Source organism: Enterococcus sp. AZ179, assembly GCF_050498885.1.
GTDB classification, from domain to species: domain Bacteria; phylum Bacillota; class Bacilli; order Lactobacillales; family Enterococcaceae; genus Enterococcus_D; species Enterococcus_D entomosocium.
Map to the genome: position 1 here is coordinate 2,779,884 of NZ_JBMHEO010000001.1, position 24,090 is coordinate 2,803,973.

Annotated in this window: 27 protein-coding genes, 1 pseudogene and 1 riboswitch; of the genes and pseudogenes, 19 read left to right on the forward strand and 9 right to left on the reverse strand. The window is 43.2% G+C overall.

The features are described from left to right. Positions 1–155: 155 nt before the first annotated feature. Positions 156–872 (reverse strand): hypothetical protein, encoded by a 717-nt coding sequence (locus tag IGI88_RS13085; RefSeq protein WP_429960625.1) that lies wholly within the window; start codon positions 870–872, stop codon positions 156–158. A gap of 185 nt (positions 873–1,057) precedes the next feature. On the opposite strand from IGI88_RS13085, the gene IGI88_RS13090 reads away from it, so the two are divergent. From IGI88_RS13090 to IGI88_RS13160, 15 genes and pseudogenes are all read left to right on the forward strand, one after another. Continuing rightward, positions 1,058–1,828 carry a TatD family hydrolase gene (locus tag IGI88_RS13090; RefSeq protein WP_016613564.1) on the forward strand — a complete coding sequence of 257 codons (771 nt, stop codon included), beginning with the start codon at positions 1,058–1,060 and terminating at the stop codon, positions 1,826–1,828. Next, positions 1,821–2,393 (forward strand): ribonuclease M5, encoded by a 573-nt coding sequence (gene rnmV, locus IGI88_RS13095; protein ID WP_005234813.1) that lies wholly within the window; start codon positions 1,821–1,823, stop codon positions 2,391–2,393. The genes IGI88_RS13090 and rnmV overlap by 8 nt, the downstream gene beginning before the upstream one ends. Beyond that, positions 2,390–3,277 carry a 16S rRNA (adenine(1518)-N(6)/adenine(1519)-N(6))-dimethyltransferase RsmA gene (rsmA, locus tag IGI88_RS13100; RefSeq protein ID WP_008378923.1) on the forward strand — a complete coding sequence of 296 codons (888 nt, stop codon included), beginning with the start codon at positions 2,390–2,392 and terminating at the stop codon, positions 3,275–3,277. The genes rnmV and rsmA overlap by 4 nt, the downstream gene beginning before the upstream one ends. Before the next feature lie 118 nt (positions 3,278–3,395). Then, positions 3,396–4,007 (forward strand): hypothetical protein, encoded by a 612-nt coding sequence (locus IGI88_RS13105; protein WP_005225537.1) that lies wholly within the window; start codon positions 3,396–3,398, stop codon positions 4,005–4,007. A gap of 138 nt (positions 4,008–4,145) precedes the next feature. Then, positions 4,146–4,916, forward strand: a complete 771-nt coding sequence (locus IGI88_RS13110) for a C39 family peptidase (protein WP_016613561.1) — start codon at positions 4,146–4,148, stop codon at positions 4,914–4,916. 399 nt (positions 4,917–5,315) lie between these two features. Further along, complete coding sequence (locus IGI88_RS13115) at positions 5,316–6,284, forward strand: homoserine O-succinyltransferase (protein WP_244732169.1); 969 nt, start codon at positions 5,316–5,318, stop codon at positions 6,282–6,284. After that, on the forward strand, positions 6,274–7,473 hold the full coding sequence (locus IGI88_RS13120; protein ID WP_429960626.1) for a MalY/PatB family protein: 1,200 nt from the start codon (positions 6,274–6,276) through the stop codon (positions 7,471–7,473). Before IGI88_RS13115 ends, IGI88_RS13120 begins: the two co-directional genes overlap by 11 nt. Next, entirely contained in the window at positions 7,463–8,557 is a 1,095-nt protein-coding gene (locus IGI88_RS13125; protein WP_086332559.1) for an aminotransferase class I/II-fold pyridoxal phosphate-dependent enzyme, read from the forward strand. Before IGI88_RS13120 ends, IGI88_RS13125 begins: the two co-directional genes overlap by 11 nt. A 255-nt stretch (positions 8,558–8,812) precedes the next feature. After that, positions 8,813–9,643 (forward strand): annotated as a pseudogene (locus tag IGI88_RS13130) (MetQ/NlpA family ABC transporter substrate-binding protein). 50 nt (positions 9,644–9,693) lie between these two features. Beyond that, positions 9,694–11,274, forward strand: coding sequence for an ABC transporter substrate-binding protein (locus tag IGI88_RS13135; protein WP_429960627.1), 1,581 nt, complete (start codon positions 9,694–9,696; stop codon positions 11,272–11,274). Positions 11,275–11,346: 72 nt separating this feature from the next. Next, the gene (locus IGI88_RS13140) at positions 11,347–12,306 is read left to right on the forward strand and encodes an ABC transporter permease (RefSeq protein WP_005234830.1); all 960 of its coding nucleotides are present in this window, start codon (positions 11,347–11,349) and stop codon (positions 12,304–12,306) included. Continuing rightward, entirely contained in the window at positions 12,306–13,136 is an 831-nt protein-coding gene (locus IGI88_RS13145) for an ABC transporter permease (RefSeq protein WP_005234832.1), read from the forward strand. The genes IGI88_RS13140 and IGI88_RS13145 overlap by 1 nt, the downstream gene beginning before the upstream one ends. Positions 13,137–13,139: 3 nt before the next feature. After that, positions 13,140–14,018 carry an ABC transporter ATP-binding protein gene (locus IGI88_RS13150; RefSeq protein ID WP_061054391.1) on the forward strand — a complete coding sequence of 293 codons (879 nt, stop codon included), beginning with the start codon at positions 13,140–13,142 and terminating at the stop codon, positions 14,016–14,018. Beyond that, positions 14,018–14,908: an ATP-binding cassette domain-containing protein gene (locus IGI88_RS13155; protein WP_008378908.1), complete on the forward strand. Its 891-nt coding sequence runs from the start codon at positions 14,018–14,020 to the stop codon at positions 14,906–14,908. Before IGI88_RS13150 ends, IGI88_RS13155 begins: the two co-directional genes overlap by 1 nt. Continuing rightward, entirely contained in the window at positions 14,905–15,297 is a 393-nt protein-coding gene (locus IGI88_RS13160; protein ID WP_010747810.1) for an OsmC family protein, read from the forward strand. The genes IGI88_RS13155 and IGI88_RS13160 overlap by 4 nt, the downstream gene beginning before the upstream one ends. A 54-nt stretch (positions 15,298–15,351) precedes the next feature. Here IGI88_RS13160 and IGI88_RS13165 read toward each other — a convergent pair whose 3' ends face one another. Beyond that, positions 15,352–16,008, reverse strand: a complete 657-nt coding sequence (locus IGI88_RS13165; RefSeq protein WP_061054390.1) for a Crp/Fnr family transcriptional regulator — start codon at positions 16,006–16,008, stop codon at positions 15,352–15,354. A gap of 222 nt (positions 16,009–16,230) precedes the next feature. Between IGI88_RS13165 and IGI88_RS13170 the strand changes: the two genes are divergently transcribed. The 4 genes from IGI88_RS13170 to IGI88_RS13185 all read left to right on the forward strand — a co-directional run bounded on the left by IGI88_RS13170 (position 16,231) and on the right by IGI88_RS13185 (position 19,956). Beyond that, positions 16,231–17,496: an MFS transporter gene (locus IGI88_RS13170; protein WP_016621547.1), complete on the forward strand. Its 1,266-nt coding sequence runs from the start codon at positions 16,231–16,233 to the stop codon at positions 17,494–17,496. A gap of 31 nt (positions 17,497–17,527) precedes the next feature. Continuing rightward, positions 17,528–17,710, forward strand: a complete 183-nt coding sequence (locus tag IGI88_RS13175) for a hypothetical protein (RefSeq protein ID WP_005225550.1) — start codon at positions 17,528–17,530, stop codon at positions 17,708–17,710. 230 nt (positions 17,711–17,940) lie between these two features. Beyond that, a riboswitch (THF riboswitch) is annotated at positions 17,941–18,042 on the forward strand. A gap of 26 nt (positions 18,043–18,068) precedes the next feature. Next, positions 18,069–18,599, forward strand: coding sequence for a folate family ECF transporter S component (locus IGI88_RS13180; protein WP_005234846.1), 531 nt, complete (start codon positions 18,069–18,071; stop codon positions 18,597–18,599). Between the two features lie 130 nt (positions 18,600–18,729). Beyond that, positions 18,730–19,956, forward strand: coding sequence for a glycoside hydrolase family 3 protein (locus tag IGI88_RS13185; protein WP_429960628.1), 1,227 nt, complete (start codon positions 18,730–18,732; stop codon positions 19,954–19,956). A 71-nt stretch (positions 19,957–20,027) separates the two neighbouring features. On the opposite strand, the gene IGI88_RS13190 is transcribed toward IGI88_RS13185, so the two are convergent. The 7 genes from IGI88_RS13190 to IGI88_RS13220 form a co-directional block, all read right to left on the reverse strand. Continuing rightward, positions 20,028–20,879 (reverse strand): Rgg/GadR/MutR family transcriptional regulator, encoded by an 852-nt coding sequence (locus tag IGI88_RS13190; protein ID WP_008378897.1) that lies wholly within the window; start codon positions 20,877–20,879, stop codon positions 20,028–20,030. Positions 20,880–21,282: 403 nt separating this feature from the next. After that, positions 21,283–21,471 (reverse strand): hypothetical protein, encoded by a 189-nt coding sequence (locus tag IGI88_RS13195; protein ID WP_429960629.1) that lies wholly within the window; start codon positions 21,469–21,471, stop codon positions 21,283–21,285. Positions 21,472–21,700: 229 nt separating this feature from the next. Then, the gene (locus IGI88_RS13200; RefSeq protein ID WP_429960630.1) at positions 21,701–21,898 is read right to left on the reverse strand and encodes a hypothetical protein; all 198 of its coding nucleotides are present in this window, start codon (positions 21,896–21,898) and stop codon (positions 21,701–21,703) included. A gap of 8 nt (positions 21,899–21,906) precedes the next feature. Beyond that, positions 21,907–22,122, reverse strand: coding sequence for a hypothetical protein (locus IGI88_RS13205; protein ID WP_429960631.1), 216 nt, complete (start codon positions 22,120–22,122; stop codon positions 21,907–21,909). Between the two features lie 103 nt (positions 22,123–22,225). Further along, on the reverse strand, positions 22,226–22,810 hold the full coding sequence (locus IGI88_RS13210; RefSeq protein WP_005234861.1) for an AAA family ATPase: 585 nt from the start codon (positions 22,808–22,810) through the stop codon (positions 22,226–22,228). A gap of 116 nt (positions 22,811–22,926) precedes the next feature. Beyond that, positions 22,927–23,298 (reverse strand): hypothetical protein, encoded by a 372-nt coding sequence (locus tag IGI88_RS13215; protein ID WP_008378891.1) that lies wholly within the window; start codon positions 23,296–23,298, stop codon positions 22,927–22,929. A 258-nt stretch (positions 23,299–23,556) separates the two neighbouring features. Further along, positions 23,557–24,042 (reverse strand): tetratricopeptide repeat protein, encoded by a 486-nt coding sequence (locus IGI88_RS13220; RefSeq protein WP_429960632.1) that lies wholly within the window; start codon positions 24,040–24,042, stop codon positions 23,557–23,559. Positions 24,043–24,090 lie beyond the last annotated feature (48 nt).

A 24,090-nucleotide genomic window follows, 5' to 3' on the forward strand; every position in this document is an offset into this window, starting at 1 on the left:
ATTTGCTAGTTTCTAGCATAGTAGATTCTTACAAAAAAAGCAATCATACGGAAGCAAAAATAACAAAAAATATCCATCGTATTTCGCTTGATTTTTCCATTAAAAAAGATACAAAAGGGGCGGCAATAGCCGATCTTTTGTATCCTAGATCGCAATTATTTGATTTTCACCAAACGTTTAAAGCGTGCTTTGTGTTTGACGGGGATCAAAGCCATGACACAATCATAAGGGACGGAGATGATCGCCCATGCGAGACTTTTACTTGAAGCAAAGGGATAGTTTTGCTTTAAGACAAAATGGCCACTGATCAAGGCAAAACCGATACTGCCGACCCACAGCCATTGCGGGTTCCAATTCGTAAAGTGTTGGAGGGCTGTGATGACAAAGGGATAGCCGTAAAAGTACAATGCAGTCAAAACGAAAGTGACATTTTTGGTTAATTGACGCAGGGTCAGTAAGAAAAATAAGCCAGAAAGAACGATACCCAATGGCGGGAACAGACTAACTAAGAAGGAATACACGATGCCCCATACGATCATGCCAGGTCCTTTGACGAGAGCGGCTAAGACAAAGATAAAAAGTAGGAATAAGAGCTGTTGCGTAAAGTTTGCTGCTGTCAAAAGTCCGAAGAAACCAACCAAAAACCAGTGAGAAAAAGTCGTTGTTTGATTCTTTTGTGGTGTCTGTTGCTGCAATTTTAGCCAGGTAGCAAAATTCGGGAAATCATGCTGGAAATTTCGCTGAAAATCGCTGTTGAATGCTTGATGGGCATTTTGCTGCCGATAGTAATGATATTGATGTTTTAACGTGCCTTTCGTTGCTGCTTTTTGGCCAGAAAAAAAGCGGCCGGGATCAATTTTTGATCGTTCCATATTTCCACCTCCATACGATTTCGTTACCCTCAGTATAGAGAAAATAAGCTTCGGCGTCCTCCAACTTTGGGCGGATTTTTTTTGCTTGCTGAAAGTTTTCTTAAACTGCTGAAAAAAGCGGAGAGGATTCGTTTCTTAAACCGTCAAAATATGCTAGAGTATAGAAGGACTAAGGAGGAGATTTCATGATTTTTGATTCTCATACACATTTGAATGCAGAACAGTTTAACGAAGACATTCCCGAAACCGTCGCCCGTGCGCATGAACTAGGAGTAACGGAGATGGCGGTCGTCGGTTTCGATCAGCCAACGATTGAAAAATCGTTAGCATTAAGCAAAGAATATCCTGGCATTTACAGCATTATCGGTTGGCATCCCACCGAAGCTGGTTCTTATACCCCACACGTAGAAACCTATTTGCAAGAGCGCTTGGAACGACCAAAAGTCGTTGCCTTAGGTGAAATCGGTTTAGACTACCATTGGATGGAAGATCCGAAAGAAGTTCAAGAAAAGGTCTTTCGTCGGCAAATGGCAATCGCTCGTGAACATCAGCTGCCCATCAGTATTCATACCCGTGAAGCCTTAGAAGATACCTATGCGATCTTAAAGGATGAAAAAGTCCAAACAATCGGTGGTATTATGCACAGCTTTAGTGGAGACGGAGAATGGGCGAAAAAGTTCTTGGATCTAGGAATGTACATTTCCTTTAGTGGTGTCGTGACCTTCAAAAAGGCCACGGAGGTACAAGAAGCTGCACTAGTCGTACCACAAGATCGGCTACTCGTTGAGACTGACGCGCCGTATTTAGCCCCTGTTCCTTATCGCGGCAAACGCAATGAACCCGGCTATACCCATTATGTGGTGGATAAAATCGCGGAGCTGCGGCAAGAAGCGGTCGCTGATGTTGCGGCCTACACGACAAAAAATGCCCACCGCTTGTTTAGGATCAATGACTGATAAACCGAAAATCGAAGAAATCATTGTCGTCGAAGGCAAAGACGACACCCGTCGATTGCAAGAAGTGTTCGAAGTAGATACGATCGAAACGATCGGTTCAGCGATCGATGATACGATCCTTGATCAAATCGAGCATGCCCAAGAAACACGAGGGGTCATCGTGTTTACCGATCCCGATTTTTCGGGAGAAAAGATCCGCAAAATCATTATGGAAGTGGTTCCGGATGCCAAGCATGCCTTTTTACCGCGCAGTCAGGCAGCACCGAAAAGCAAAGGCAGTTTGGGCGTGGAACACGCCAGCCATGAAGCATTGAAAGAAGCCTTGCGAAAAGTCGTAACCCCGATTGCTTCAAATGAAGTCAGTGAAGGAACCATTGATCGCCAACAGTTATTAGCGTATGGCTTGATCGCAGGCGCTGGAGCAAAAGAGAAACGAGAGCGGCTAGGAGATCTTTTACGCATCGGCTATACGAACGGCAAACAATTAGAGAAGCGGCTGGCAATGTTTCGTATCACCGATGCAGAGTTGGCAGAAGCTATGAAAACAGTGGAGGAAGAATTGTGAAGGAAGAACGGGATATAGCAACCCCCTCAAGAACCAAAGAGATTTTAGCGAAACATGGCTTTACCTTTAAAAAAAGTTTAGGACAAAACTTCTTAACAGAACCGAATATTTTACGGAAAATCGTAGAAACAGCAGGCATCGACGAAACGACAAACGTCATTGAGGTTGGACCTGGAATCGGTGCGCTGACCGAACAGTTGGCAAAACACGCCAAGCAAGTGTTGGCGTTTGAAATCGATGATCGGTTGATCCCTGTATTAGCTGATACGATGCAGCCTTACGCAAACGTAAAGATCATTCATCAAGATGTCTTGCAAGCAGACCTATCAACGACCATTCGGTCAGAATTCAGCGATACGGCTGCTTCATTAAAAGTTGTCGCAAATCTGCCTTATTATATTACTACGCCTATCATGATGCACTTTTTAGAGTCTCAGGTACCAGTAGATGAAATGGTCGTGATGATGCAAAAAGAAGTGGCTGATCGAATCTCAGCAGTTCCCGGGACCAAAGCCTATGGCTCGTTGTCGATCGCTGTGCAATACTACATGGAAGCAAAACTGGCATTCATCGTCCCGAAAACCGTTTTTGTACCCCAACCGAATGTTGATTCGGCTATTTTGAAATTGACGCGCCGTCCACAACCAGCGGTCGCAGTCACCGATGAAAAAGAGTTCTTTAAATTAACGAAAGCAGCCTTTCAGTTGCGTCGTAAAACCCTTTGGAACAATTTGCAAAATAGCTATGGAAAAGATGAAGAAACCAAACAGTGGTTGGCAGACAGTTTAGAAGCAAGTGGGATCGATCCGAAACGTCGTGGAGAAACGCTGTCGTTAGCGGAATTTGCCAAATTAAGCAATGAAATGCAAGCGCGCAAAGGATAACTTCTATAAAAACGGATGTTGAATAAACATTCGTTTTTTTGTGTCTTGACACCTTGTGGAAATACCAGTAGAATAAGCAAGACAGAACTGTCATGACACATTTAAGGAGAGAGTATAAATGAAAAATCATTCCATCCGCCATTTAACGATCGCTGCATTGTTAATCGGCATGGGGATCGTCATTCCCATGGTAATGCCCAAAATCGTCATCGGACCTGCATCTTTTACCTTAGCTAGCCATGTTCCCGTATTTGTGGCGATGTTCTTTTCACCAGCGATGGCGATCGCTGTAGCTTTAGGAACGACCTTTGGCTTTTTCTTAACACTACCACCAATCATTGCATTACGGGCATTGTCCCATGTTGTTTTTGCAGTCATCGGTGCCTTTTATTTACAGAAGCACCCAGATATTTTACTGAAAAATGGCAAACCCTCTTTATTGAATATCAAATTTCAGAGCTTTAACTTGATTATCGGACTGATTCATTCTGCCGTTGAAATGGCAGTCGTTGCCGCCTTTTACTTCACAGGAAATGTACCAGGGACAGCATTCGATGGCAATTTCTACTATTTCTTGTTCGTTTTGATGGGGATCGGTGGCTTGATCCATAGCTTGATCGATTTCAATTTGGCTTATTTTGTTGCAGGTGCCTTAAGCAAACAATTTGATATTCGTTCGTTTTCAAAAGCAAAAGGACGCTTTATTCAGAAACAGAAGAAAGCGGCATAAGCGCCAGTTTGAATAGACCCGCTGCGTAAACGGGTCTATTTTTTTGTATTCAGATTAAGAAAATACTCCTTCTTAAAACGTTTATTATAGTGAAATAATAAACAGAAATAAGTTATAATATAAAAGAGGAGGAAGTAGATGAAGAAGAAAAAGTTAAAACGGTTACTTTTAGGTATGTTCGTCTTGATGCTCTTCTTTCTGCTGATTTTTTATGACAGTAAGAATGGGCAGTCCCCCTTTGAAAAGATAGAGGATGAATTGACACTAGCACTTTCGGATGAAGAACAAACACCAGAGCCTGAATACAGTGACGTTATTCAATTGGATGTTCCGTTAGAAAATCAATTCGATGAAGTTACGTTAGGAAATGGTTGTGAAGTAACGGCTTTATCGATGCTCTTGAATTTTTACGGATTTGATACCAATAAAAATCAATTGGCAGAAGAATTAGTGTATGTCCCACTTTATGAGGATTATAATCACCATGGAGATCCGCGAGAAGGCTTTGTTGGAAACATCTATGGCGGCGATAGCGCGATGGGTGTTGACGTAGAACCGATCACTGATGTCGCCGAAAGTATTGTAAAAGAGCAATATGAAGTCGTTAGTGGACGAGACAAAAGTTTTGATGAGATCGTCAAAGTCCTGCAATCTGGGAAACCAGTTTGGATGATCGCGACGTTAGAATTACAAGTACCTACCGATGCTGATTTCTTTCAATGGAATACCCAAAATGGCGAAATCCTTGTGACTGCATTGATCCATTCGGTAGTGATCACTGGCATCGATGGTGATACGATGTATGTCAACGACCCTTATGGGCATAAGGATCGCGAAGTCAGCAAAGAAGACTTAGCAGCGATCTATGAAAAAATGGGTCAGCAATACTTATATTTAGAAGAAATCTAAGGAAAAGTCTCAACTTGCCGTTGACAGTAAATGAAAAAACAATTATAATTTTTTAAAATTAAACAAAGATTTCGATAACGTTGAAGAGAAGAGTAGCAGATCAACAAAGGTACAGAGACTCCGGTTGGTGAAAAAGGAGACATGCGGTGATCAGTGAAGATGAGCTCTGAGTTTTTTTGTTGGTTCACGCCAGCAAAACGGCATGCGCCCGTTACAGCGCCAAGTATCATAGTGTACTGTTGAGGTGTTATTTGTGAGAATAGCACGAATTAGGGTGGTAACGCGCATCAAGTCGTCCCTTTTATCCATAAGGATAAAAGGGCGGCTTTTTTTGTTTTTCACAGCCGAAACTGTTCGCTTTCTCTTCAACAAGAAATTTATCTGTAAGGGGTTGAAGCAATGCCAATCATTATTCCCAAAGAATTACCCGCTGCAGCGGTCCTGCAAAAAGAAAATGTCTTTGCCTTACTGCAGCATAAAGCGGCGAAGCAAGAGATCCGTCCCTTGAAAATCGCGATCGTCAATTTGATGCCGAAAAAGATCGCTACAGAAAATCAGTTGTTGCGTTTACTTTCCCAAAGTCCACTGCAAATTGAGGTGACTTTACTAAAAATGAAATACCACGAAAGCAAAAACACCTCTGTCGATCACATGGAAAAGTTTTATCAAGAATTTTCAGTGATCCAGCCGCAACGATTCGATGGCTTGATCATCACCGGAGCCCCAGTTGAAAAAATGGCATTCGAAGCCATTGACTATTGGCAAGAACTACAAAAAATCATGGATTGGAGTCAGACGAATTGCACTTCAGTCCTACATATTTGCTGGGGGGCACAAGCGGGGCTTTATTACCATTACGGTATCGACAAAGTGTTGTACCAAAGCAAATTGTTCGGTGTCTTCGAACAAACAGTCACGCATTTTCATCCACTGGTTCGGGGCTTTGACGACGTCTTTTATACACCGCATTCGCGCTATACTGGCATCGATGATGTCCAGCTGGCCCAAGCGCCTTTAGAAATATTGGCAGCGGGCGTTGAAACAGGGCCTTCCATCTTCGTATCAGAAGATCATAAAAATGCCTTCTTGCTAGGACATTTTGAATACCATTCAGCGACCTTGAATGAAGAGTACTTGCGAGACATGGAACGGGGCTTAGATACCGCGTTGCCCAAAAATTACTTTGCTTATGACCGCTTAGGGGGAAAAATCACCAACCGTTGGCGGGGACATGCCTCTTTGTTTTTCAGCAATTGGATCAATGAAACCTATTTGCGAACGCCGTATGACCTGTCCGTCATGCCAACGAAAGAAGGTTACCGAATTGGCAGTGAGCCAGAAGGTCGGGTGAGTATCAATGACGATTGAGCATTTTCTCTCCCACTATGCCAGGCAGCGAAAAGGCACCAATTCTTTAAAATGGGATCTTGTGGATCAACGGTTCCAAGGAGAAAAGCTTTTGCCTTTATGGGTAGCTGATATGGATTTTGCGGCGCCAAAGGCAGTGGAAGAAGCCTTGCAGCAACTGGTTGCTCAAGGAACCTTTGGCTATGCGATTCCCCCCTCAGGCTATTTTTTAGCCTATCAAGCTTGGCAAGATCGCCACTGGGGGACGAAATTCGAAGAAAAATGGCTCTCGTTTTCCACAGGGGTCGTCCAATCTTTGGTTGATTTGCTTCATTGTTTCACAGAACCTGACGATGGCATCTTGATCCAGCCGCCCGTCTATTATCCCTTTTTTGACAGCATCAAAGAGACGAAAAGGCGCTTGATAGAAGCACCCTTGCAAAAGGTGAAGAATTCCTATCAAATCGATTTTGCTGCTTTTGAAGCCAAAATCATTGAAGAAAAAGTGAAACTATTTATTCTCTGCTCCCCCCACAATCCAGTAGGGCGGGTCTGGCAAGAGAAAGAATTGCATCAGTTATTGGCCATTTGCCAAAAACATGAGGTTGTCGTGATCGCCGACGAGATCCATCGTGAACTGATACTCGGTGAGCAGCAATTTGTTTCAGCCGTGACAGTGGCACAGGGGTTCGGCTTTGAGAAGCTGATCGTTCTGGATTCGCCCTCAAAAACCTTCAACTTAGCAGGATTGTTACTCTCTCATGTTTGGATTCCTGATTTAGAGATGCGCAGAGCCTATCAGGCTTGGTGCCGACAATACAAGCAGACGGAAGTCAATCGTTTGGGATTGGTGGCTGCGAAAGCCGCGTATGAATCGGGGGATCAATGGCTAGATGACCTGCTTTTGGTGGTTGCTGCCAATGAACAAATGGTCCGCCAGCAACTGCAAGAAGCATTTCCCAAAATTGAGCTCCTGCCATTAGAAGGAACCTATCTTCTCTGGGTCGATCTGCGGCAAGTCATCGCCAAAGAACGAACCAAGCACGTGATCCAAGATACTGCCGGTCTGGCAGTCGACTATGGGGAATGGTTTTCACAAGACGGTCAGGGCTTGATTCGTCTGAATCTTGCGACAACACCAACGATCATTCAAAAAGCCCTTGATCGTTTGATTGAGGCAATCAAAAAGGAGGAACGACATGACCATTGATACAGCAACTTTTCTCGCCCAATTAGGCAATCATTCGGATCAGCAAACCGGGGCGATCAGTCCGCCAATTTATCTTTCCACGACCTTTGCACATCCTGAATTGGGGCAAAGTACCGGCTATGATTATACTAGGACCAAAAATCCGACCCGGGATATTTTAGAAGCAGGCCTTGCCGAATTAGAAAAAGGGGCTCGGGCAGTAGTGACCAGCTCTGGCATGAGTGCGATCGCTTTGATTTTTGATTTATTTGCCAGCGGCAGCCGCTTTTTGGTTTCTCGTGACTTGTACGGCGGTAGCTTTCGCTATTTTGCGGAACTGGAAAATAGCCAGCGGGCCTTTTTCGATACCTTCAGTACTTTAGCCGAATTAAGTGAAAAATTAACTGACGAGGTAACGGCTGTCTTCTTAGAGACCCCGACGAATCCTTTGATGACCGTGACGGATATTGCTGAAACCGCCAAGCTTGCTCACGAACAGGGGGCGCTATTGATCGTAGATAATACCTTTTTGACGCCCTTACGGCAGTTGCCCTTAGAAGATGGCGCGGATCTAGTGATCCATTCAGGTACCAAGTTCTTATCTGGTCACAATGATATTTTGGCAGGCGTCGTCATCGCAAAAGATGCGCAGCTGGGGGAGCGTTTGAACTATTTAGCCAATACTTCTGGCCCTACCTTGAGCAGCTTTGATACGTGGTTATTTATTCGTAGTTTAAAGACGCTGCCATTGCGCTTTGAACGGCAGGAAGCCAACGCCAAGGAAGTCGGCCGCTTTTTACGAGCCCATCCGGCGATCAAAGAGGTGCTTTATCCGAACGCCGGCGCGATGATCAGTATTCGGGTGCTTGATGAAACCAAAATCAGCGGCTTTTTAGCAGCATTACAGGTCTTTACCTTTGCGGAAAGCCTAGGTGGTGTGGAAAGTCTCATCACGTATCCAACGACACAGACCCACGCGGATATTCCTCAAGAGGTACGAGAATCTTATGGGTTGACGCCGGATCTTTTACGGATCTCCATTGGGATCGAAAGTAGTAAAGATTTGATCGATGACTTAGAAAATGCACTGAAGATATTCAAATAACCCGACCACAGATCAGCTAGTTAAAAACTTACTTTTGTAGAGTAATTTTATTGACAGTTTTAGTTGTATAGGATAAAGTTACACTACATATGAATAGTGAGTCCGATGTTTTCGGTTGACGGCAACAGGCATTTGCCATTTCTCCTTTGAAAAAACAATTTGTTTTGAGAAACAGAGGTGAAATTGGTCTAGTTGAGCAATACGTCAAGAAAACGGGACGATTGATCTGAGGAGGGAACAAAAGGGGAAAAAGGGATGAAAAGAAACGTAGTAAAGGGATTGGCAACAGGGGCTCTTGGATTGCTGGCATTGTTCAGCTTCGCCGCTTGCGGCAGCAGTCAAGCAGATGAGGAAGCCACCGTTGTCAAATTGGGTGTCGTGGGTGAGCAAAACGAAGCCTGGGAACATGTGCAGGAAGAATTGAAGGAAAACGAAAATATCGACTTGCAATTGGTGAAATTCACCGATTATCGTCAGCCAATCGTGGCGCTTGAGGATGGCTCAATTGACCTTCACGCAGCATTGACGGAGATTTTTATGGACAATGTCAACGAAGAAAGTGGTTATTCCAACACGACGATTGCCTATACGACATTAAACCCACTTGGTATTTATTCCGATAAAATCACCGATGTCAACTAATTGGCAGATGGTGATACGGTGGCTTTACCCAATGATGTCTCAAATGAGAGCCGTGCACTATTACTCTTACAGACCGCCGGTTTAATCACTTTGGATGAATCAAAAGGTTTACTGCCAACAACCAGTGATGTCATTGACAATCCCAAAGCCCTGAAATTTGAGCTACTTGACTCCAATCAAACTGCTCGGGCAATGACCGATGTCGACATTTCTTTGATCAATAATGGCATGGCCGTCGATGCTGGTTTGGTTCCTACAGAAGATGCGATTTTCTTAGAACCTGTGGCTGATTCCTCCAAGCCTTATTATAATGTGATCGCTGCGCGAGCAGACGAAGCAGACAATGACGTTTACCAAACGGTCGTTCGATATTATCAGACCGATGAAGTAAAAGCAATCATCGAGGAAGTAACAAAGAAATCTAGTATACCTGTATGGGAATAGAAAGTTAAAAACGACTATTACTATATAGGAACAGGAAGTAGGATGGAAAAATGATAAATTGGAAAAAAGGTTTAGCAAGTGTTGCCGTCGTTGGACTAGGATTTGTTCTAGCAGCCTGCGGTGGATCAAATACAGAAGAAACGTCAACCAGTAGTGCAGCTGGAGCTGGGGATGATTCAACATTCACTTATGCGATCAGCGGGGACCCATCGTCCACTAACCCGATCAACACCAGTGATCGTTGGGGATTGACAGTGACAAACATGATCTATTCTCCACTAGTTACAGTGGAAGCAGACGGAACAACAAAAAATGCGTTGGCAGAATCAGTGGAACCAGCTGAAGACGGCCTTTCATTGACAGTACATTTGAAACAAGATGTGAAATGGTCAGATGGCGAAGACTTTACCGCCGATGACGTTGTTTTCACATATGAACAAAAAGTCAAAAAAGAAAATGGCAATGCCGATTCCCTTTGGGTCGACGACCAACCAATCGCGATCGAAAAAGTGGATGAATACACCGTCAAATTCGTGTTGCCGACACCGAGTGCGGCAGCGATCAGCAATATTGCAACCGAAACATACATCATTCCCGAGCATATCTTTAAAGATGTTACCGACTTCTCTGTCAGTGAACTGCCTGAAAAACCAGTCGGCACTGGTCCGTATCAACTGAAAGAATACAAACGTGGTGAGTACTTTACTTTTGAAGCCAATGAAAACTATTATGGCGGCAAGCCTTCGATTCAAAATGTGACGTTGCGCATCATCGAAAGTACCGATACTGCGAAAGTCGCTTTGCAAAAAGGGGAAGTGGATGCAGCCGTTGTCTTGCCTTCAGATATTGAAGATTTAGATGATGATCAGATCTCTGTTTATCCTTATACTGAAAACCGTGTCGGTTATCTAGGCTTGAACACTCACTCAGATGCTTTGCAAGATGTGAAAGTTCGACAAGCAGTTCTCTATGCGTTGAACAAAGATGAATTAAATCAAGCGGCGTATTTAGATGAAGAGTATTACGCAACACCATATTCATTCTTGCCACCAAACAATCCATACGTTACTGATGATGTTGAAAAATATGAGACGAATGCTGAAAAAGCAAAAGAACTTTTACAAGAAGCTGGTGTGACTGATTTGTCATTGAATTTGGCTTTCAACTCAACCGATCCAGCCCAAACGATCCAAGCTACGTTGATCCAACAACAATTGCAACAAGCAGGCATAACGGTTACACTTGAAGGTGGCGATGGTACAGCGATCTTTACCGAGTTGAAGAAACCTGATTCAACGAAGTACAACTTATTCCTTGGCGGGTATATCATGGGAAATGACCCTGACTTATACGGCAGTCTATTTGAAACTGGCGGTAGTGCCAACTACTTCCAAAGCAATAGCGAAACCATTGACAATTTGTTTGCCCAAGCAGCAGTTGAATTAGACACGGACAAACGTGAAGCATTGTATGATGATTTGCAAAAGGCCATTGCTGACGAAGCGATCATTTACCCAATCGTTGACAACAAGAAAATCCTAGCGGTCAATAACCGAATTGGTAATGTAGAAGATGCAGGTTTGATCCCAATCTATACATTCGAAGATATGTCTAAATTGACAATCAAGTAAATCCATTGGCTGTGATAAAGAGGAATCTTTTTTATCACAGCTTTTTTCTATGAAAAAGAAAGTAGGTCAGTTATGTTTCGATACATTGCAAAACGAGTATTGCAAGCAATCCCTTTGCTGTTTGTGATCTCTTTTATCGTTTTTTCACTTATACATATCGCACCGTATGATGTGATCGACTCCATCACGACACCCAATATGTCGCAAGAGCAAATCGATCTTTTGCGGCAGCGCTATGGCTTGGATCAACCCTTTTTGGTTCAATATTTTCTTTGGATCAGAAATATTCTTACCGGTAATCTTGGCTTTTCTTTGGTGTCTCAAAGTAGTATTTCACAAGAACTTGCGACTCGGATTCCCAATACCATGCGCTTAGTCATCCCCGCTTATTTGACTGCCTTGTTGTTGGCCATCATTTTGGGCCTGTTGGCTGCTGCCAACAAAGGAAAAATTTGGGATCGAATCATTGACGCTGTGGCATCTCTAGGGATCGCTGTGCCGACCTTCTGGTTTGCGATGATCTTGATTTATGTATTTGGTTACTTATTAAATATGTTTCCAATCATTGGCATGTATACGGTCGGTAAAGAAGGGGATTTTGGCGATTTTCTGCAGCATTTTATTTTGCCTTATACCACATTGACAGTCGCCTTCTTTCCAGATTTGACGCGGTATATCCGCGCATCAGCGACACAACAAGTTTCAGAAGACTACGTGATGGTGCAACGGGCATTTCATGCCAGCAAATGGCAGATTTTCAGCCGTCATATTAGTCGAAATATTTTGATTCCTGTTGTCACCCAAATCGGCTTGGCGTTGCCGATGTTAGTTACCGGTGCGATCATTACAGAAACGATCTACGGCTGGCCGGGCGTCGGCCCTTACTTGATGAGTGCGACGAAAAGCCTCGATTATCCTGTGATCATGGCCATCATGCTGTTGTCAGCAACACTGGTCATCTTAGGGAATTTGTTAGCGGATGTATTATACTCCGTGGTTGATCCACGTATCCGTAAAGGAGGGAGTAAGTAATGAAACGTTTCAAAAAAATCAGTGAAGTCATGCTTGCTTCGCCCATCTATACCTTTTCTGTCGTTTTCCTGACGTTATTGATTATTTTGTCGCTTGTTGCACCTTTGATCCCCATCGATCCTAATGCAACGGATGTCAGCAACATGTCACAGCCGCCGAGTTGGTCTCATTTATTTGGAACCGATGAAGTGGGGCGAGATTACTTTATTCGGGTCGTCTACGGCGGTCGGGTATCATTGTTTGTAGGTGTTTTGGCAATGATCACAGCGACGTTTATTGGGACTCTTGTCGGTCTTGTTTCTGGCTACTTTGGCGGTTGGATCGACAACCTGCTGATGCGGCTCGTCGATGTATTGTCATCGATTCCTTGGTTGGTGTTAGTGATCGTTTTGAGCGTCTTTTTACGTCCCGGACTAACCACGATTATTATTGTGATCGGTGGCTTCTCCTGGATGAACATCGCTCGTTTGATTCGTGGTGAAACGTTAGCGGCGAAAGAACGGGAATATGTCGCTTACGGGAAATTTATCGGACGTTCTTCATTTAGTATTATCGTGAAGCATGTTTTCCCAGCAGTGCTTCCTACCTTGATCGTTGCGGCATCTGCAAGTATTTCAGGAGCGATCATGACCGAATCGGCTTTGAGTTTTCTAGGCTTAGGAATACAGCAACCGATGGCTTCGTGGGGCAGTCTGTTGCAAAACGCGCAAAACAGCTTGCAGCGGGCACCATACATGGCGATTCTTCCAGGGCTCTTTGTTATTTTCACCATCTATTCCTTTAACAATATCGGCGACATGATCAAACATGTCTTGCAGAGAGAGGTGTGACCGATGAAGACAGAGTTATTAGCGATCGAAGCGTTGAATGTGACATTTCAAAGCAAAACCGGTCCGAAACCGTTAGTAAAAAATCTTGATCTGGTAATTCCTAAGGGCAAAGTCGTTGGGATCGTTGGCGAATCTGGCAGCGGCAAAAGTATGACCATGAAAAGCGTCATGGATCTTTTGCCTGATAAAGTGACCGATCACTATACCAGTTATACATTTGAAGGAACAGCAGTGACCGATCGTCGAACATTACCGATCGCCATGATTTTTCAAGACCCGATGACTTCGTTAAATCCTTTGCGCACGATTGGCTATCATTTGATCGAAGTGATTCGCCGCTCACAAAAAGTATCGAAAAAAGCAGCACAAGAAATCGCCGTCAAAGAGTTAGAAAAAGTCGGCATACCTTTTCCAGCACAACGCATGAAACAATATCCTCATGAGCTATCTGGGGGGATGCGTCAGCGGGTGATGATTGCCATGGCTTTGTTGGCGCAACCGAAATTGCTGATCGCAGATGAACCGACAACGGCTTTAGATGTGACGATCCAAGCACAGATTTTGGCATTGATCAAAAACCTGCAAAGAGAGAACCAGCTTTCCGTCGTCCTTGTGACCCATGACTTTGGGGTCGTTGCAGGAATGTGCGACTTTATTAAAGTGATGTATCAAGGCCGAGTCGTGGAAGAAGGAACCACGGAAGAAATTTTTTATCAGCCGGAACATCCTTATACGAAACAATTATTGCAGGCGGCCCATTTAGGCGACAAGCATGCCGAATTAAAAGTCTTTGACTATCATGAGACATTGGCAGATGAACTGCAAGAAACGCAACTATCTAAGACACATCGCGTCTGGCGCAATCAGGAGGTGACAGAATAATGGAAGAACTGATTCGCGTAGAACATGCGACGAAAATCTTTCGCAGTAAAAACTGGCGCGGCACTGTCAGTGAAGTCCGAGCGGTCGAAGATGTCAGCCTAACGATCCATCGGGGCGAGACATTGGGGCTAGTGGGGGAATCTGGGAGTGGGAAAACCACTTTAGGACGCAGTATTTTAAATTTAGAGACCTTAACAAGCGGGGAGATTTTCTTTGAAGGCAAAGAGATAACAGCATTGACGGCAGAAGATCGCAAAGCAGCGTATCAGCAAATGCAGATCATTTTCCAAGATCCGTATTCATCATTGAATCCCCGTATGACAGCACTTGAACTGGTGATGGAGCCGTTGTATCATGAAACGAAAGATGCTGCTCGAGCGAAAGCCAAAGAAATTTTAGCGATCGTCGGGATCACCGGTGATGATGTCCATAAACTGCCTCGCAGTTTCAGCGGCGGACAACGGCAACGGATCGGTATCGCTCGTGCGGTGGTCAATCGCCCGGCGTTCGTCTTGTGTGACGAACCGACTTCGGCATTAGATGTATCCATTCAGGCTCAGATCATCCAATTGCTACTGCGTCTACAAAAAGAGTTTTCATTGTCTTATTTATTCATTTCCCATGACTTATCCGTGATTCGTCATATCAGTGATCGAACAGCCGTCATGTATCAAGGAAAATTAGTTGAATTGGCACCTACCGATCGCTTGTTTGAAAATCCGCTGCATCCTTACACGAAGAAATTATTAGCAGCAGCTCCGATCGCTGATCCTGTGTTAGCAAGAGGTGCGATGGAACAAACGGAAATTCAAAGCACGATTACTTTGACACCATTGTATGAATGGGTCGAAGTTGAACCAGATCATTTTGTGAGGAGAGAAAAACGATGACAGTAGAAACATTGACGATCCATCAAGGAAGCGACAAATTTGAAATGACGACCCCAACTGGCAATTGGGTGTTAGCACGGGAAAAAGGCTATTCGCCAGTCCAAATGCTGGTGAGTGCGGTCGCTGCTTGCGGCGGCTATGTATACGCATCCGTCCTAGAGAATTCAAAAATCACAGCAGAAATCGAAAAGATCGAAGTCAGCTATGACCGGGACGACAACAAAAAAGCCCAACCAGTCAGTGCTATCCACATTCAGTTTTATGCGAAAATCGCTGAAGCCGACCATGACAAAGCGACCCGTTGCCTAAAACTCGTTTCACCAAATTGCCCCGTGATCCAATCATTAGATCCAGCGATCGAAGTGACGGAAACAGTGACGTTTATTTAATCGAAAAAAGACTTTGTGTGCCTGAAACCAAAAGGCGTACAAAGTCTTTTTTGATCAATAAATAATATTCTCCCGAATAAAATCGATATCTGTCACTAATAGTTTGCGATCGACACTCTTTAGGGCGCCAGATTCTCGTAATTTTTGCATCATTCGATTGACACTGCTGGCAGAGGTAATGCCGCAAAAGCGAGCGATCTCTTCATTGGTGACTTCAAAGTCGATCAAGACGCCCTCTGTTGTTTGAACCCCAAAAGTTTCATAGAGCTCATTGATTTGGGTACAGACAGCACCGAATTTGCCGTTCATCAGCATTTGCTGCATCTTTTTCATCGTATCCATCAAGTTTCTCCGATAATACTCTTTGACATAATCCTGTAGCAGACGGTCACGATTGACATCTGCCCAAAATTGATCCCGCACGATTTTGTATAATTCGGCTTCTTCTGATTCAACCCGCACATTAAAAGGGGCTTCGACTTCTTGAGAAGATTCGTCTTTAAACAAAGAGACGATCTCGAAATCCGTCAAATAGCGCAAGTTGAATTCGCGCCCTTCATGGGTCACTACGCTAGTTTTGATGATGCCTTTTTTTAAAATATAGACGTACCGATCCGGGATGCCTTCATACGTCAAGTAACTCTTTTTCTTGCGGATAACGACCGGTATTGCTTGTTTTTCTAAATAATCACGTAATATCTGTTTCTCCACCCACGTTACTCCTTCACTTCATGCCAACCCAACATTTTCTGAAAAAAAGATGAAATATCCTCTATTCAAGCTCCATTAAAAGACATTTCTAGTGAAAAAGCAATAACAAATGTTAATGTTTCTTGTTAATGCTCTTTTTTAACAGCAAAAGCGCATTTCAAGTAGAGGAAGTTTCGGTATAGTAAAACGCATCACAGCACAAACAGGAGGAATGGAAGAAACATGTCAGACAGGGAAACCAATCAAGAAGGAATCGTCAGCTCGACGCCGTCAACCAAAAATGAAAAACTATGGAACAAAGGGTTTATCACGATTACCTTGATCAATTTTATCGTCTTTCTCGTGTATTATTGTTTTGTCGTCATCACTGCGAAATTTGCCACTCAGGAGCTAGGGGCATCCACCGCACAAGCTGGCTTGGCAGCGGGGATCTACATTATCGGAACCTTGATCGCTCGCTTGTATGTTGGAAAAATTTTAGAATTAGTTGGTCGTAAAGCTGTTTTGCGCTGGGGGATATTGTTTTATGTCATTACCACCGCTGCTTATTTGGTCTCAGTCAACATTTATATTTTAGATACTGTGCGCTTTTTCAATGGCTTTGCTTATGGTGCTGTCTCAACTGCGGCTAATGCGATCGTCACAGCATATATCCCAGCTTCCAAACATGGCGAAGGGATCAATTACTATGGATTAAGTACCAGTTTAGCAGCGGCAGTCGGGCCTTTTATTGGCATGCTATTATTACCGACCGTCGGCTTTGATTTCATTATTTGGTTAGCAACCATCTTATCAATCGCAACAGCCATCGCGTGTTTCTGGTTCCCAGTCAAAAACATCCCATTAACAGAAGAACACAGAGCACAACTAAAAAAATGGTCCATCAAAAGTTTTGTCGAACCAAAAGTCTTTTTCATTTCCGGGATTGCCTTTTTGATCGGGTTGGCTTACTCCAGTGTTCTCGGCTTCTTGTCGATCTACGCCAGTGAGCTTGGGTTAGAAACGGCCGGTGCCTTTTTCTTCATCGTCTATGCACTTTCCGTGACCTTCACACGGCCAATGACTGGCAAACTATTTGACCGCCATGGCGCAGATGCGGTCATGTATCCTAGCTTTCTTTTCTTGACCCTTGGTCTTTTCCTATTGAGTATTACCGGCAACAGCTGGATGTTGTTGCTTGCGGGTTGCTTTGTCGGCTTGGGCTATGGCACCTTCATGTCGAATGGCCAAGCCGTTTGCCTAAAAGAGGTCGATCCTCACCGTGTCGGCGTAGCGCTCTCCACCTATTTCATCGGGCTGGACCTCGGCTTAGGCGTAGGTCCCTATGCATTAGGAAGCTTGCACGGTCTGTTTGATTACTCGCAGATCTACATCTTATGCGGACTGATCCCAGTCGTCGTTCTTGTTTTATACAAATTGTTTTATAAAACGAAACGCGCAGTTGCCGCCGTTGGTACTTTGAAGCAGCCAATCAACGAAGAAGAATGACCTCAACCATCACAAAAAGGAGTGTTTCACCATGGATAACAATCAATTGATTATTGAAGCATTGAACAAATTAGTGACGAACATCAACGAATTAAATGAAGAAATGCACGCTATGAAAGAGGTCACCGCAACGATGACCCATGAACAACTTGCTATCGATCATCAATTACGCGACATCAAATCGGTATTGATCAATGACAATCTGATTGGATAATTTGCCATAAAGCATGAAATGAAACAAGAAACAGGAATGAACGCTTTTTTTGAGAATGTTTCCTGCTCACTTACTGGTGGTAGAAAGATTCACATGAGAAAAGCGTTTTTTTGATGCGCAAAAAAGAAAAGCGAACATTGGCAGAGTTTGTACAAGAAAATAAGCAAGAAAAATTGTGGCAGTCCGCGCTTGTATGCTATAGTGTGTCTGGGTAGCAATACCTAATAAAAATCAGAGTAGGAAATAAAGCGTTAAGTGCTGAAAGGATGGGATGTTGCCTTTCGGACGAAGAACGATCATTCGTTCGCGGTTTTATTTTCGCATTCGCTGCATGAATTTGTAGCAACTCTAAAAGGAGATGCTCGCTATGAAAAGAAAAGTCGATGCACACATGATTGCGGTCATGGGACTTTTGATTGCCTTAATGGTGGTCTTGTCGCAAATCTTGGGGTTTGAAACCTCCTATATCAAAATCACATTTTCCTTTGTACCACAGCTGATCATGGGTATGCTGTTTGGTCCGTTTTGGACAGCAGTTGGCTCCTCATTAGCCGATATCGCAGGAATGGTGATTTTTCCAAAATCAGCCTACTTTTTCGGCTTTACCATCAATGCCTTTGTTGGTGGACTGATTTATGGCTACTTCTTCTATCGGAAAGAAGTCACATTAAAACGAGCGGCAACGGTCGTCTTGTTAAATACTATTTTGATAACCTTGATCTTAACTCCGATCTGGTTAGCCATGATGCTGAATATTCCTTTGACAAGCTGGGCCATCTGGTCGGTCCGCTTGCTAAAAGCAGTCATCATGTTCCCGATACAAACTGCGTTGATTTACATCGTAGGGCGTGCGGTACCATACAAACGGCTGATCCGACGGTTCGTTTAACGAGTAAAAAAGAACGATAACATCCATTGAAGTGAATCATCTGCGAATATTTCGTCAGTGGTTCACTTTTTTCTTTCTAAGGATGGGCTTAGTCATTCTCAATAACTTGTTTAGAGGGGAAGGTGAACCTATGAATAAAAAAGGACTCGCTATGGGACTGTTTCTTTTCTTGGTCTTAGCAGCAATGGGAGGGATGAAGTGGGTGATAGAACAGCAAAAACAGCAAACGGAGGAGTCATCCGTGATCCAGCAAAGCAGCTCGAGAGACGAAACAAAGGAAGAAAGCAGTGCAAGCCAAGAAACCACCTCAGTTTCCACGTCACCTTCTGTTTCAACTTCCACGCAAGAACAGTCAGAAGAGGCAATAGAAGAAAAAATCGCCACGATGAGTTTGGAGGAGAAGGTCGGGCAATTGTTTTTTGTCCGTGTACCTAAAAGCAATCAAATCGAAGAACTTCAAAACTATCACTTTGGCGGCTATCTGTTATTCGGCCGTGATACCGAAAATGAGACGGCGGAGAGCTTGAAACAGAAAATTTCAGATTACCAAGCAGCCAGCGCCATTCCGCTGTTGATCGGTATGGACGAAGAAGGGGGCACGGTGACTCGCATCAGCCGCAATCCGAACCTTACGGATCAGCGTTTTCTCTCACCACAACAGCTATATGCCCAAGGTGGATGGTCGGCGATCGAAGAAGATACAGCAAAGAAAGCGGAAATTTTAAAAGCGTATGGCATCAATGCCGGGCTGTTTCCCGTTGCCGATGTTTCCACTGATCCGCAGTCCTTTATCTACGACCGAACCATTGGCATGGATGCGCAGGGCACGAGTGCGTTTGTAGAACGTGTGGTTCATGTTTTGCAGAAACACCACGTGGGGTCAACCTTGAAGCATTTTCCCGGCTATGGCAACAATCGTGACTCGCATGTCGCCATCGTCACCGATGACCGCCCGCTATCTGCACTGCGGGAAACGGATTTTCTGCCTTTTGCCGCAGGGATCAAGGCTGGTGCCGATAGTATTTTGGTGGCCCATACGATTGTCAATAGTATCGATAACACTGTACCCGCCTCTATTTCAAAACCCGTGCATGAGTTGCTCCGAAATGAATTGCATTTTGAAGGGGTCATCATGACGGATGACTTGGATATGGCAGGACTTTCTGAGTTCATTCCGCAAAATGAAGCCGCATTACAGGCGTTGCAGGCGGGAAATGATCTAGTGATCTCATCTACCTACCAAGAACAGATCCCCTTTGTCGTACAAGCGGTTGAAGATGGCCGCTATTTGGAAGCTGATTTGAATGCTTCCGTCAAACGAGTTTTGCTCTGGAAAGAAGCATTGCATTTACTTTAAGAAAAAATAAACCTGCTGTTTCCTCCGTGTAAGAGAGTCGTTCTCTTACTGAGAGGAAGCAGCAGGTTTTTTTAGATACTATGAGCCAGTACCTCTAATTCTTTGGCAAAGGCTTCTTGTCCAATAAATCGCAGATAGTCCAAGGCTTTTTCAATCGTGGCCATTCCCAGCGTACGATCTCCTTGGAACAAGGCGTAAATGCCTTCGAAATAACGAATCATCAGGCGGATACGATCATTGTCCGGCGGCAGGTGATCGGCTAGATACGTCAGCACATGCGCCAACTCGGCAGGTTTTTTGCGATCGATAAACAAGAAAGCCGCATTCGTCAGCAATTTTGTGTAGATTTGATAATTGATACTTAGCGTATTGCTGTAAAAAATTTTTTTATTCAGGTGTTTCATTTGATACAAGATGTACTCGTCAGAAAAAAGGAAAAGCAGATTGGTAAATAAGGAGATTTCAAACTTTCCCCACGTGTCGATTCGTTCCAAGTATTTCTTGATGGTCGCTTCGATGATGCAACGTTCTTCCTCGTCGGTAACTACGCCTTTTTTCTCTAAAATCAAAAAGAATTGACTATACAATACATAATAGAAAAAATCCTTCGTGGTTTTATACAGTGCTTGGGCTTTGTTGATCAAAGAGAGTACTTCAGAATAATTGCTTTCATAGTAAGCGGTGGTCAACTGTTTGGATAGCTGTTTTTTCTCGCTGACTTGATTGTCATCCAAGCGATACTCAAATTCCTCTAAGGTGACATTTAAGCGGTCCAAATATTGGTGCAAAATATCAAAGGCGATGCGATGCCCTTTTTGTTCAAAGGTTGCCAGTGTACTGCGTTCTGAAATGTTCTCAACCAATTTTCGCTGTGAGATATTTCGTTCCGTTCGTAACTCTTTTAACAAGTCATTGGCCTTCAAAAAATCCCTCCTAAAAAAGTGGACGGAAAAATAGTCCAAATATGTTACAGCTTTATTTTGCGGGTAAACTTGAAGAAAGTCAATTAAAGGAGGAGAAATGGATGTTTGATTTTTTTAGTTTTCCCTGGGAAGTTGTAGAACTAATGGCTAACGTTTTTTCTTTCTTCAAATAATCGATCCTTTGTGATTGGTTAGCAATTGATTTTTTAACAGGAAAAAAGTATAAGTGGTTTCACGTAATAAGTTACTGTTCATTCGCGCATTCAAACGCCCTCTCCCCAAACAGCTTACCCTGTCAAGGTGCGTAGGTTTGCCGAATCCCTTTTAAAAAAGGAGCAAACACAACAGCGAGTGATTGCTCTTTTTTTGTTGGTCAAAAAACCTACATACGGCATCGCAACAGTCAGTTTTGCTTTTTCTTAAACATTGGTTCATTCGGATCAGAATAGTAATCAGGATTGAATTCATCATCGATCGATACCCCGAAAAGAGAAACGAGACTGGGAAGAAACCCAATCACGCCGAGGACGACGGCAACTGGAAGGTAGAATTTTTTACGCTTGTACCACGGAAGCTTCGATTTCTTTTCCATAGGAAATCCCCCTTTTCGCTTAGTGTAACATGTTCTGAGTTAGGTGTGTTAATAATTACCTTCAATACTTAAAAATATACTAAAGCGGTGTATTGGTACATCTGATGGGGCAAAAAGTTTCGCTAGGTAAATCTAGGAAAGGGTCGTTTTTTTGTCATTGCTGCCAGAATCAAGTTTTTATATAAAAAAGGAACCGAGTAAGAAAGCAATTCTTCTTACTCGGTTCCTTTTATTGAAAATAATCCTTGGCTTGGTCCATCAAGGTTTGAAAGTCTGATTCGTTTTTTCTAATTGCCTCTGTTAGGGTAAACAAATAACCGTTGGGGTCTTTGATGGTCATTTCAAGGGCATTCCAAGGCTTTTCCATCAAAGGTTCCACGATCCACTTTGAGGGAATTTTCTGAGCGATATTCTGAAGATCATTCATCGCTACATTCAAAATTGCCCATCGCCAACAGTGAACGCTTCTGCTGCAATCAGCATCAAATCTTGGTAGTCAGCAAGACGCAGGTGGTCCATCATAACTTGATTTTCTTGATTGCGAAACTGATACAATGACTGGAAACCCAAGATTTCTGTGAACCATTTCGATGATTGCACAATATCTTTTGTCTTCATTTGGTAAAACATTGGCATAACATAAACTTTCATTTTGACACCTCCTCTTGATTAGAGGATACCGCTTGACGCAGCGTCAAAGTCAATAGACATTTTCGTAGTGAAGCAAAGCTTGATAATGGCGTTTCTTTGGCACTTAAGTCAAGGAAAAATGGGCAATAATTTTTTGACTCACTTCATCAGGTGACAAGTGGGTATTGTTGATTTTCAGCGAAGGAATCGTTGGGAAAAGGGTAGTTAATTCCTGTGGCAGGCTTTCTAAGCGATAGTTTTCATACGAAGACAAAAGCTCATTTCTAGAAAAAGCCAGCGCTCTTTTTGACGGCTTTGCGGCTAAACGGTCCTCATGGCAATTGCGCTTTAAACGTTCCTCAATATCAGCCACTAATTCGATAAAATAGACCTCTTGTCGGGCATCGGTAAATAGCTGGGCGATCTCTTGTAAAAAAGCTAAATCTCCCGCTTGATCGAAATCAATCAAGACCGTAAAGATGATTGATTTTGTCGTATTATTGGCTTCATTATGAACAAAGGCTTTGAAGAGTTCGATCCGCGTTTGATTAGACAAAGCAAATGCTGCTGGGCTATAGCCAAGAAAATTCGCAAATAGATCAATGGTCTGGTGATTGAATAATAGTTTTGCATCCAATCGTTTTTCCAGTTCTTTCCCCACAGTCATTTTTCCTACCGCTTGCGCGCCAATCAAGACGATCAATGGCATCACAACACATCCTTTTTATCAATCGTAACAAAGGTGGGCTATCGTGTAAATCCGTTCTTAGAAAGAAACGATTGAGAAGCTGGATTTTTTTATGTGGAAACCAAGGATGCTCTTTTTTAGGTAAAAAGGAATGAGCGAAATTTCTCTGAGACAGGAAAAAAGATCATACAGCATAGTAGCACGGTTTGGAACAACAAAATGACTAGTAGATTGATCGTTTCAAATCGTGAATAAAGATAGAAGTGGATCAGCCATTCGAAGACATTGACAAAGACTAAATAAAGGTAGTGCGCTTTTTTGACCTTGCAGTTTTTCAACCAATAATAGCTTAAGTAATAATCCAGCAAGATCATCAATAATAGAAAAAGTTTGCTAAAAGCCGTCAGATTGTCATGCTGGGAGGCAAGTTTTTGAAAAAATAGCAAAAGTGTAGGTGTCGGAATATAAATAATCAATAAGGATAGAAAAAAATAGACAATAAAGGGCATAGTCATTCCTCCAAAATATTGATAAAAAAAGCATAGATAAATTAGCAAATTTGACCGTACTCGTCAATTGGTTTTGTTATCGGAATTTTCGATAATGGATGGTTGGTATTGATTGAAGGAAAAAGGATTATAGGAAAGTCGATGGCTATTGATTCAACAAAGCGCTGATAGGGAAGGAATATTTAGGGGACAGGAAAAAAGAAATACTCCCTTTCTTTAATCGAGAAGGGAGCAGAAGGATTGATCCAACGGAAACCTCTAGTTCCATGTTTCGTTGAGCTTATCGGCATAAAACAAAAGCGCCTGATGGTAAGATTGGATATCTGGATCGCTAGAAGTTTCGGCAAGCAGGGTCAATAGCCGTTTAGTGGCTTGCTCATACTCTGCTAGATTAAACAGTGTCATGGCATAGAAGGTTTGCAAAGCATGATTTTTTGGAAACTGCTTCATCGCGTGTAAAAACACTTCTTCGGCTTTTTGATACTTGCCGAGAGCACGATAGGTGCTGCCTAGACCTAGGTAGGCATCTGGCAAGTCGTTTTCTGATAAACCTAACGCGATTGCTTGTTCATAATAAGGAGTTGCCTGTTGTTCTTCCCCTAAAAGATCATAACTCCAAGCCGTTTGGTAGTGGACAAAGGCATCTTGGGGATTTTCGGCAGCTAATTGAATCAATTGTTCATTTGATTGTTGCAGCTTTTTTTCAGCCCGCAGTTGGATCGCAGCAGCTAGTCGTTCATTCATTGGTTCGAAGCTCCTTTTCAAATAGTAGAAAATGACACAGATAACTTG

Excerpts from the sequence above, each read along its gene's own strand:
- IGI88_RS13145 (WP_005234832.1), top strand. The coding sequence starts at position 12,306 with ATGAAACGTTTCAAAAAAATCAGTGAAGTCATGCTTGCTTCGCCCATC.
- IGI88_RS13220 (WP_429960632.1), bottom strand. The coding sequence starts at position 24,042 with ATGAATGAACGACTAGCTGCTGCGATCCAACTGCGGGCTGAAAAAAAG.
- IGI88_RS13200 (WP_429960630.1), bottom strand. The coding sequence starts at position 21,898 with ATGAATGATCTTCAGAATATCGCTCAGAAAATTCCCTCAAAGTGGATC.
- IGI88_RS13085 (WP_429960625.1), bottom strand. The coding sequence starts at position 872 with ATGGAACGATCAAAAATTGATCCCGGCCGCTTTTTTTCTGGCCAAAAA.
- IGI88_RS13205 (WP_429960631.1), bottom strand. The coding sequence starts at position 22,122 with ATGAAAGTTTATGTTATGCCAATGTTTTACCAAATGAAGACAAAAGAT.
- IGI88_RS13120 (WP_429960626.1), top strand. The coding sequence starts at position 6,274 with ATGACGATTGAGCATTTTCTCTCCCACTATGCCAGGCAGCGAAAAGGC.
- IGI88_RS13210 (WP_005234861.1), bottom strand. The coding sequence starts at position 22,810 with ATGCCATTGATCGTCTTGATTGGCGCGCAAGCGGTAGGAAAAATGACT.
- IGI88_RS13150 (WP_061054391.1), top strand. The coding sequence starts at position 13,140 with ATGAAGACAGAGTTATTAGCGATCGAAGCGTTGAATGTGACATTTCAA.
- IGI88_RS13135 (WP_429960627.1), top strand. The coding sequence starts at position 9,694 with ATGATAAATTGGAAAAAAGGTTTAGCAAGTGTTGCCGTCGTTGGACTA.
- IGI88_RS13140 (WP_005234830.1), top strand. The coding sequence starts at position 11,347 with ATGTTTCGATACATTGCAAAACGAGTATTGCAAGCAATCCCTTTGCTG.
- IGI88_RS13170 (WP_016621547.1), top strand. The coding sequence starts at position 16,231 with ATGTCAGACAGGGAAACCAATCAAGAAGGAATCGTCAGCTCGACGCCG.
- IGI88_RS13155 (WP_008378908.1), top strand. The coding sequence starts at position 14,018 with ATGGAAGAACTGATTCGCGTAGAACATGCGACGAAAATCTTTCGCAGT.
- IGI88_RS13125 (WP_086332559.1), top strand. The coding sequence starts at position 7,463 with ATGACCATTGATACAGCAACTTTTCTCGCCCAATTAGGCAATCATTCG.
- IGI88_RS13090 (WP_016613564.1), top strand. The coding sequence starts at position 1,058 with ATGATTTTTGATTCTCATACACATTTGAATGCAGAACAGTTTAACGAA.
- IGI88_RS13160 (WP_010747810.1), top strand. The coding sequence starts at position 14,905 with ATGACAGTAGAAACATTGACGATCCATCAAGGAAGCGACAAATTTGAA.
- IGI88_RS13195 (WP_429960629.1), bottom strand. The coding sequence starts at position 21,471 with ATGGAAAAGAAATCGAAGCTTCCGTGGTACAAGCGTAAAAAATTCTAC.
- IGI88_RS13175 (WP_005225550.1), top strand. The coding sequence starts at position 17,528 with ATGGATAACAATCAATTGATTATTGAAGCATTGAACAAATTAGTGACG.
- IGI88_RS13215 (WP_008378891.1), bottom strand. The coding sequence starts at position 23,298 with ATGCCCTTTATTGTCTATTTTTTTCTATCCTTATTGATTATTTATATT.
- IGI88_RS13105 (WP_005225537.1), top strand. The coding sequence starts at position 3,396 with ATGAAAAATCATTCCATCCGCCATTTAACGATCGCTGCATTGTTAATC.
- rnmV (WP_005234813.1), top strand. The coding sequence starts at position 1,821 with ATGACTGATAAACCGAAAATCGAAGAAATCATTGTCGTCGAAGGCAAA.
- IGI88_RS13180 (WP_005234846.1), top strand. The coding sequence starts at position 18,069 with ATGCTCGCTATGAAAAGAAAAGTCGATGCACACATGATTGCGGTCATG.
- IGI88_RS13115 (WP_244732169.1), top strand. The coding sequence starts at position 5,316 with ATGCCAATCATTATTCCCAAAGAATTACCCGCTGCAGCGGTCCTGCAA.
- IGI88_RS13185 (WP_429960628.1), top strand. The coding sequence starts at position 18,730 with ATGAATAAAAAAGGACTCGCTATGGGACTGTTTCTTTTCTTGGTCTTA.
- IGI88_RS13110 (WP_016613561.1), top strand. The coding sequence starts at position 4,146 with ATGAAGAAGAAAAAGTTAAAACGGTTACTTTTAGGTATGTTCGTCTTG.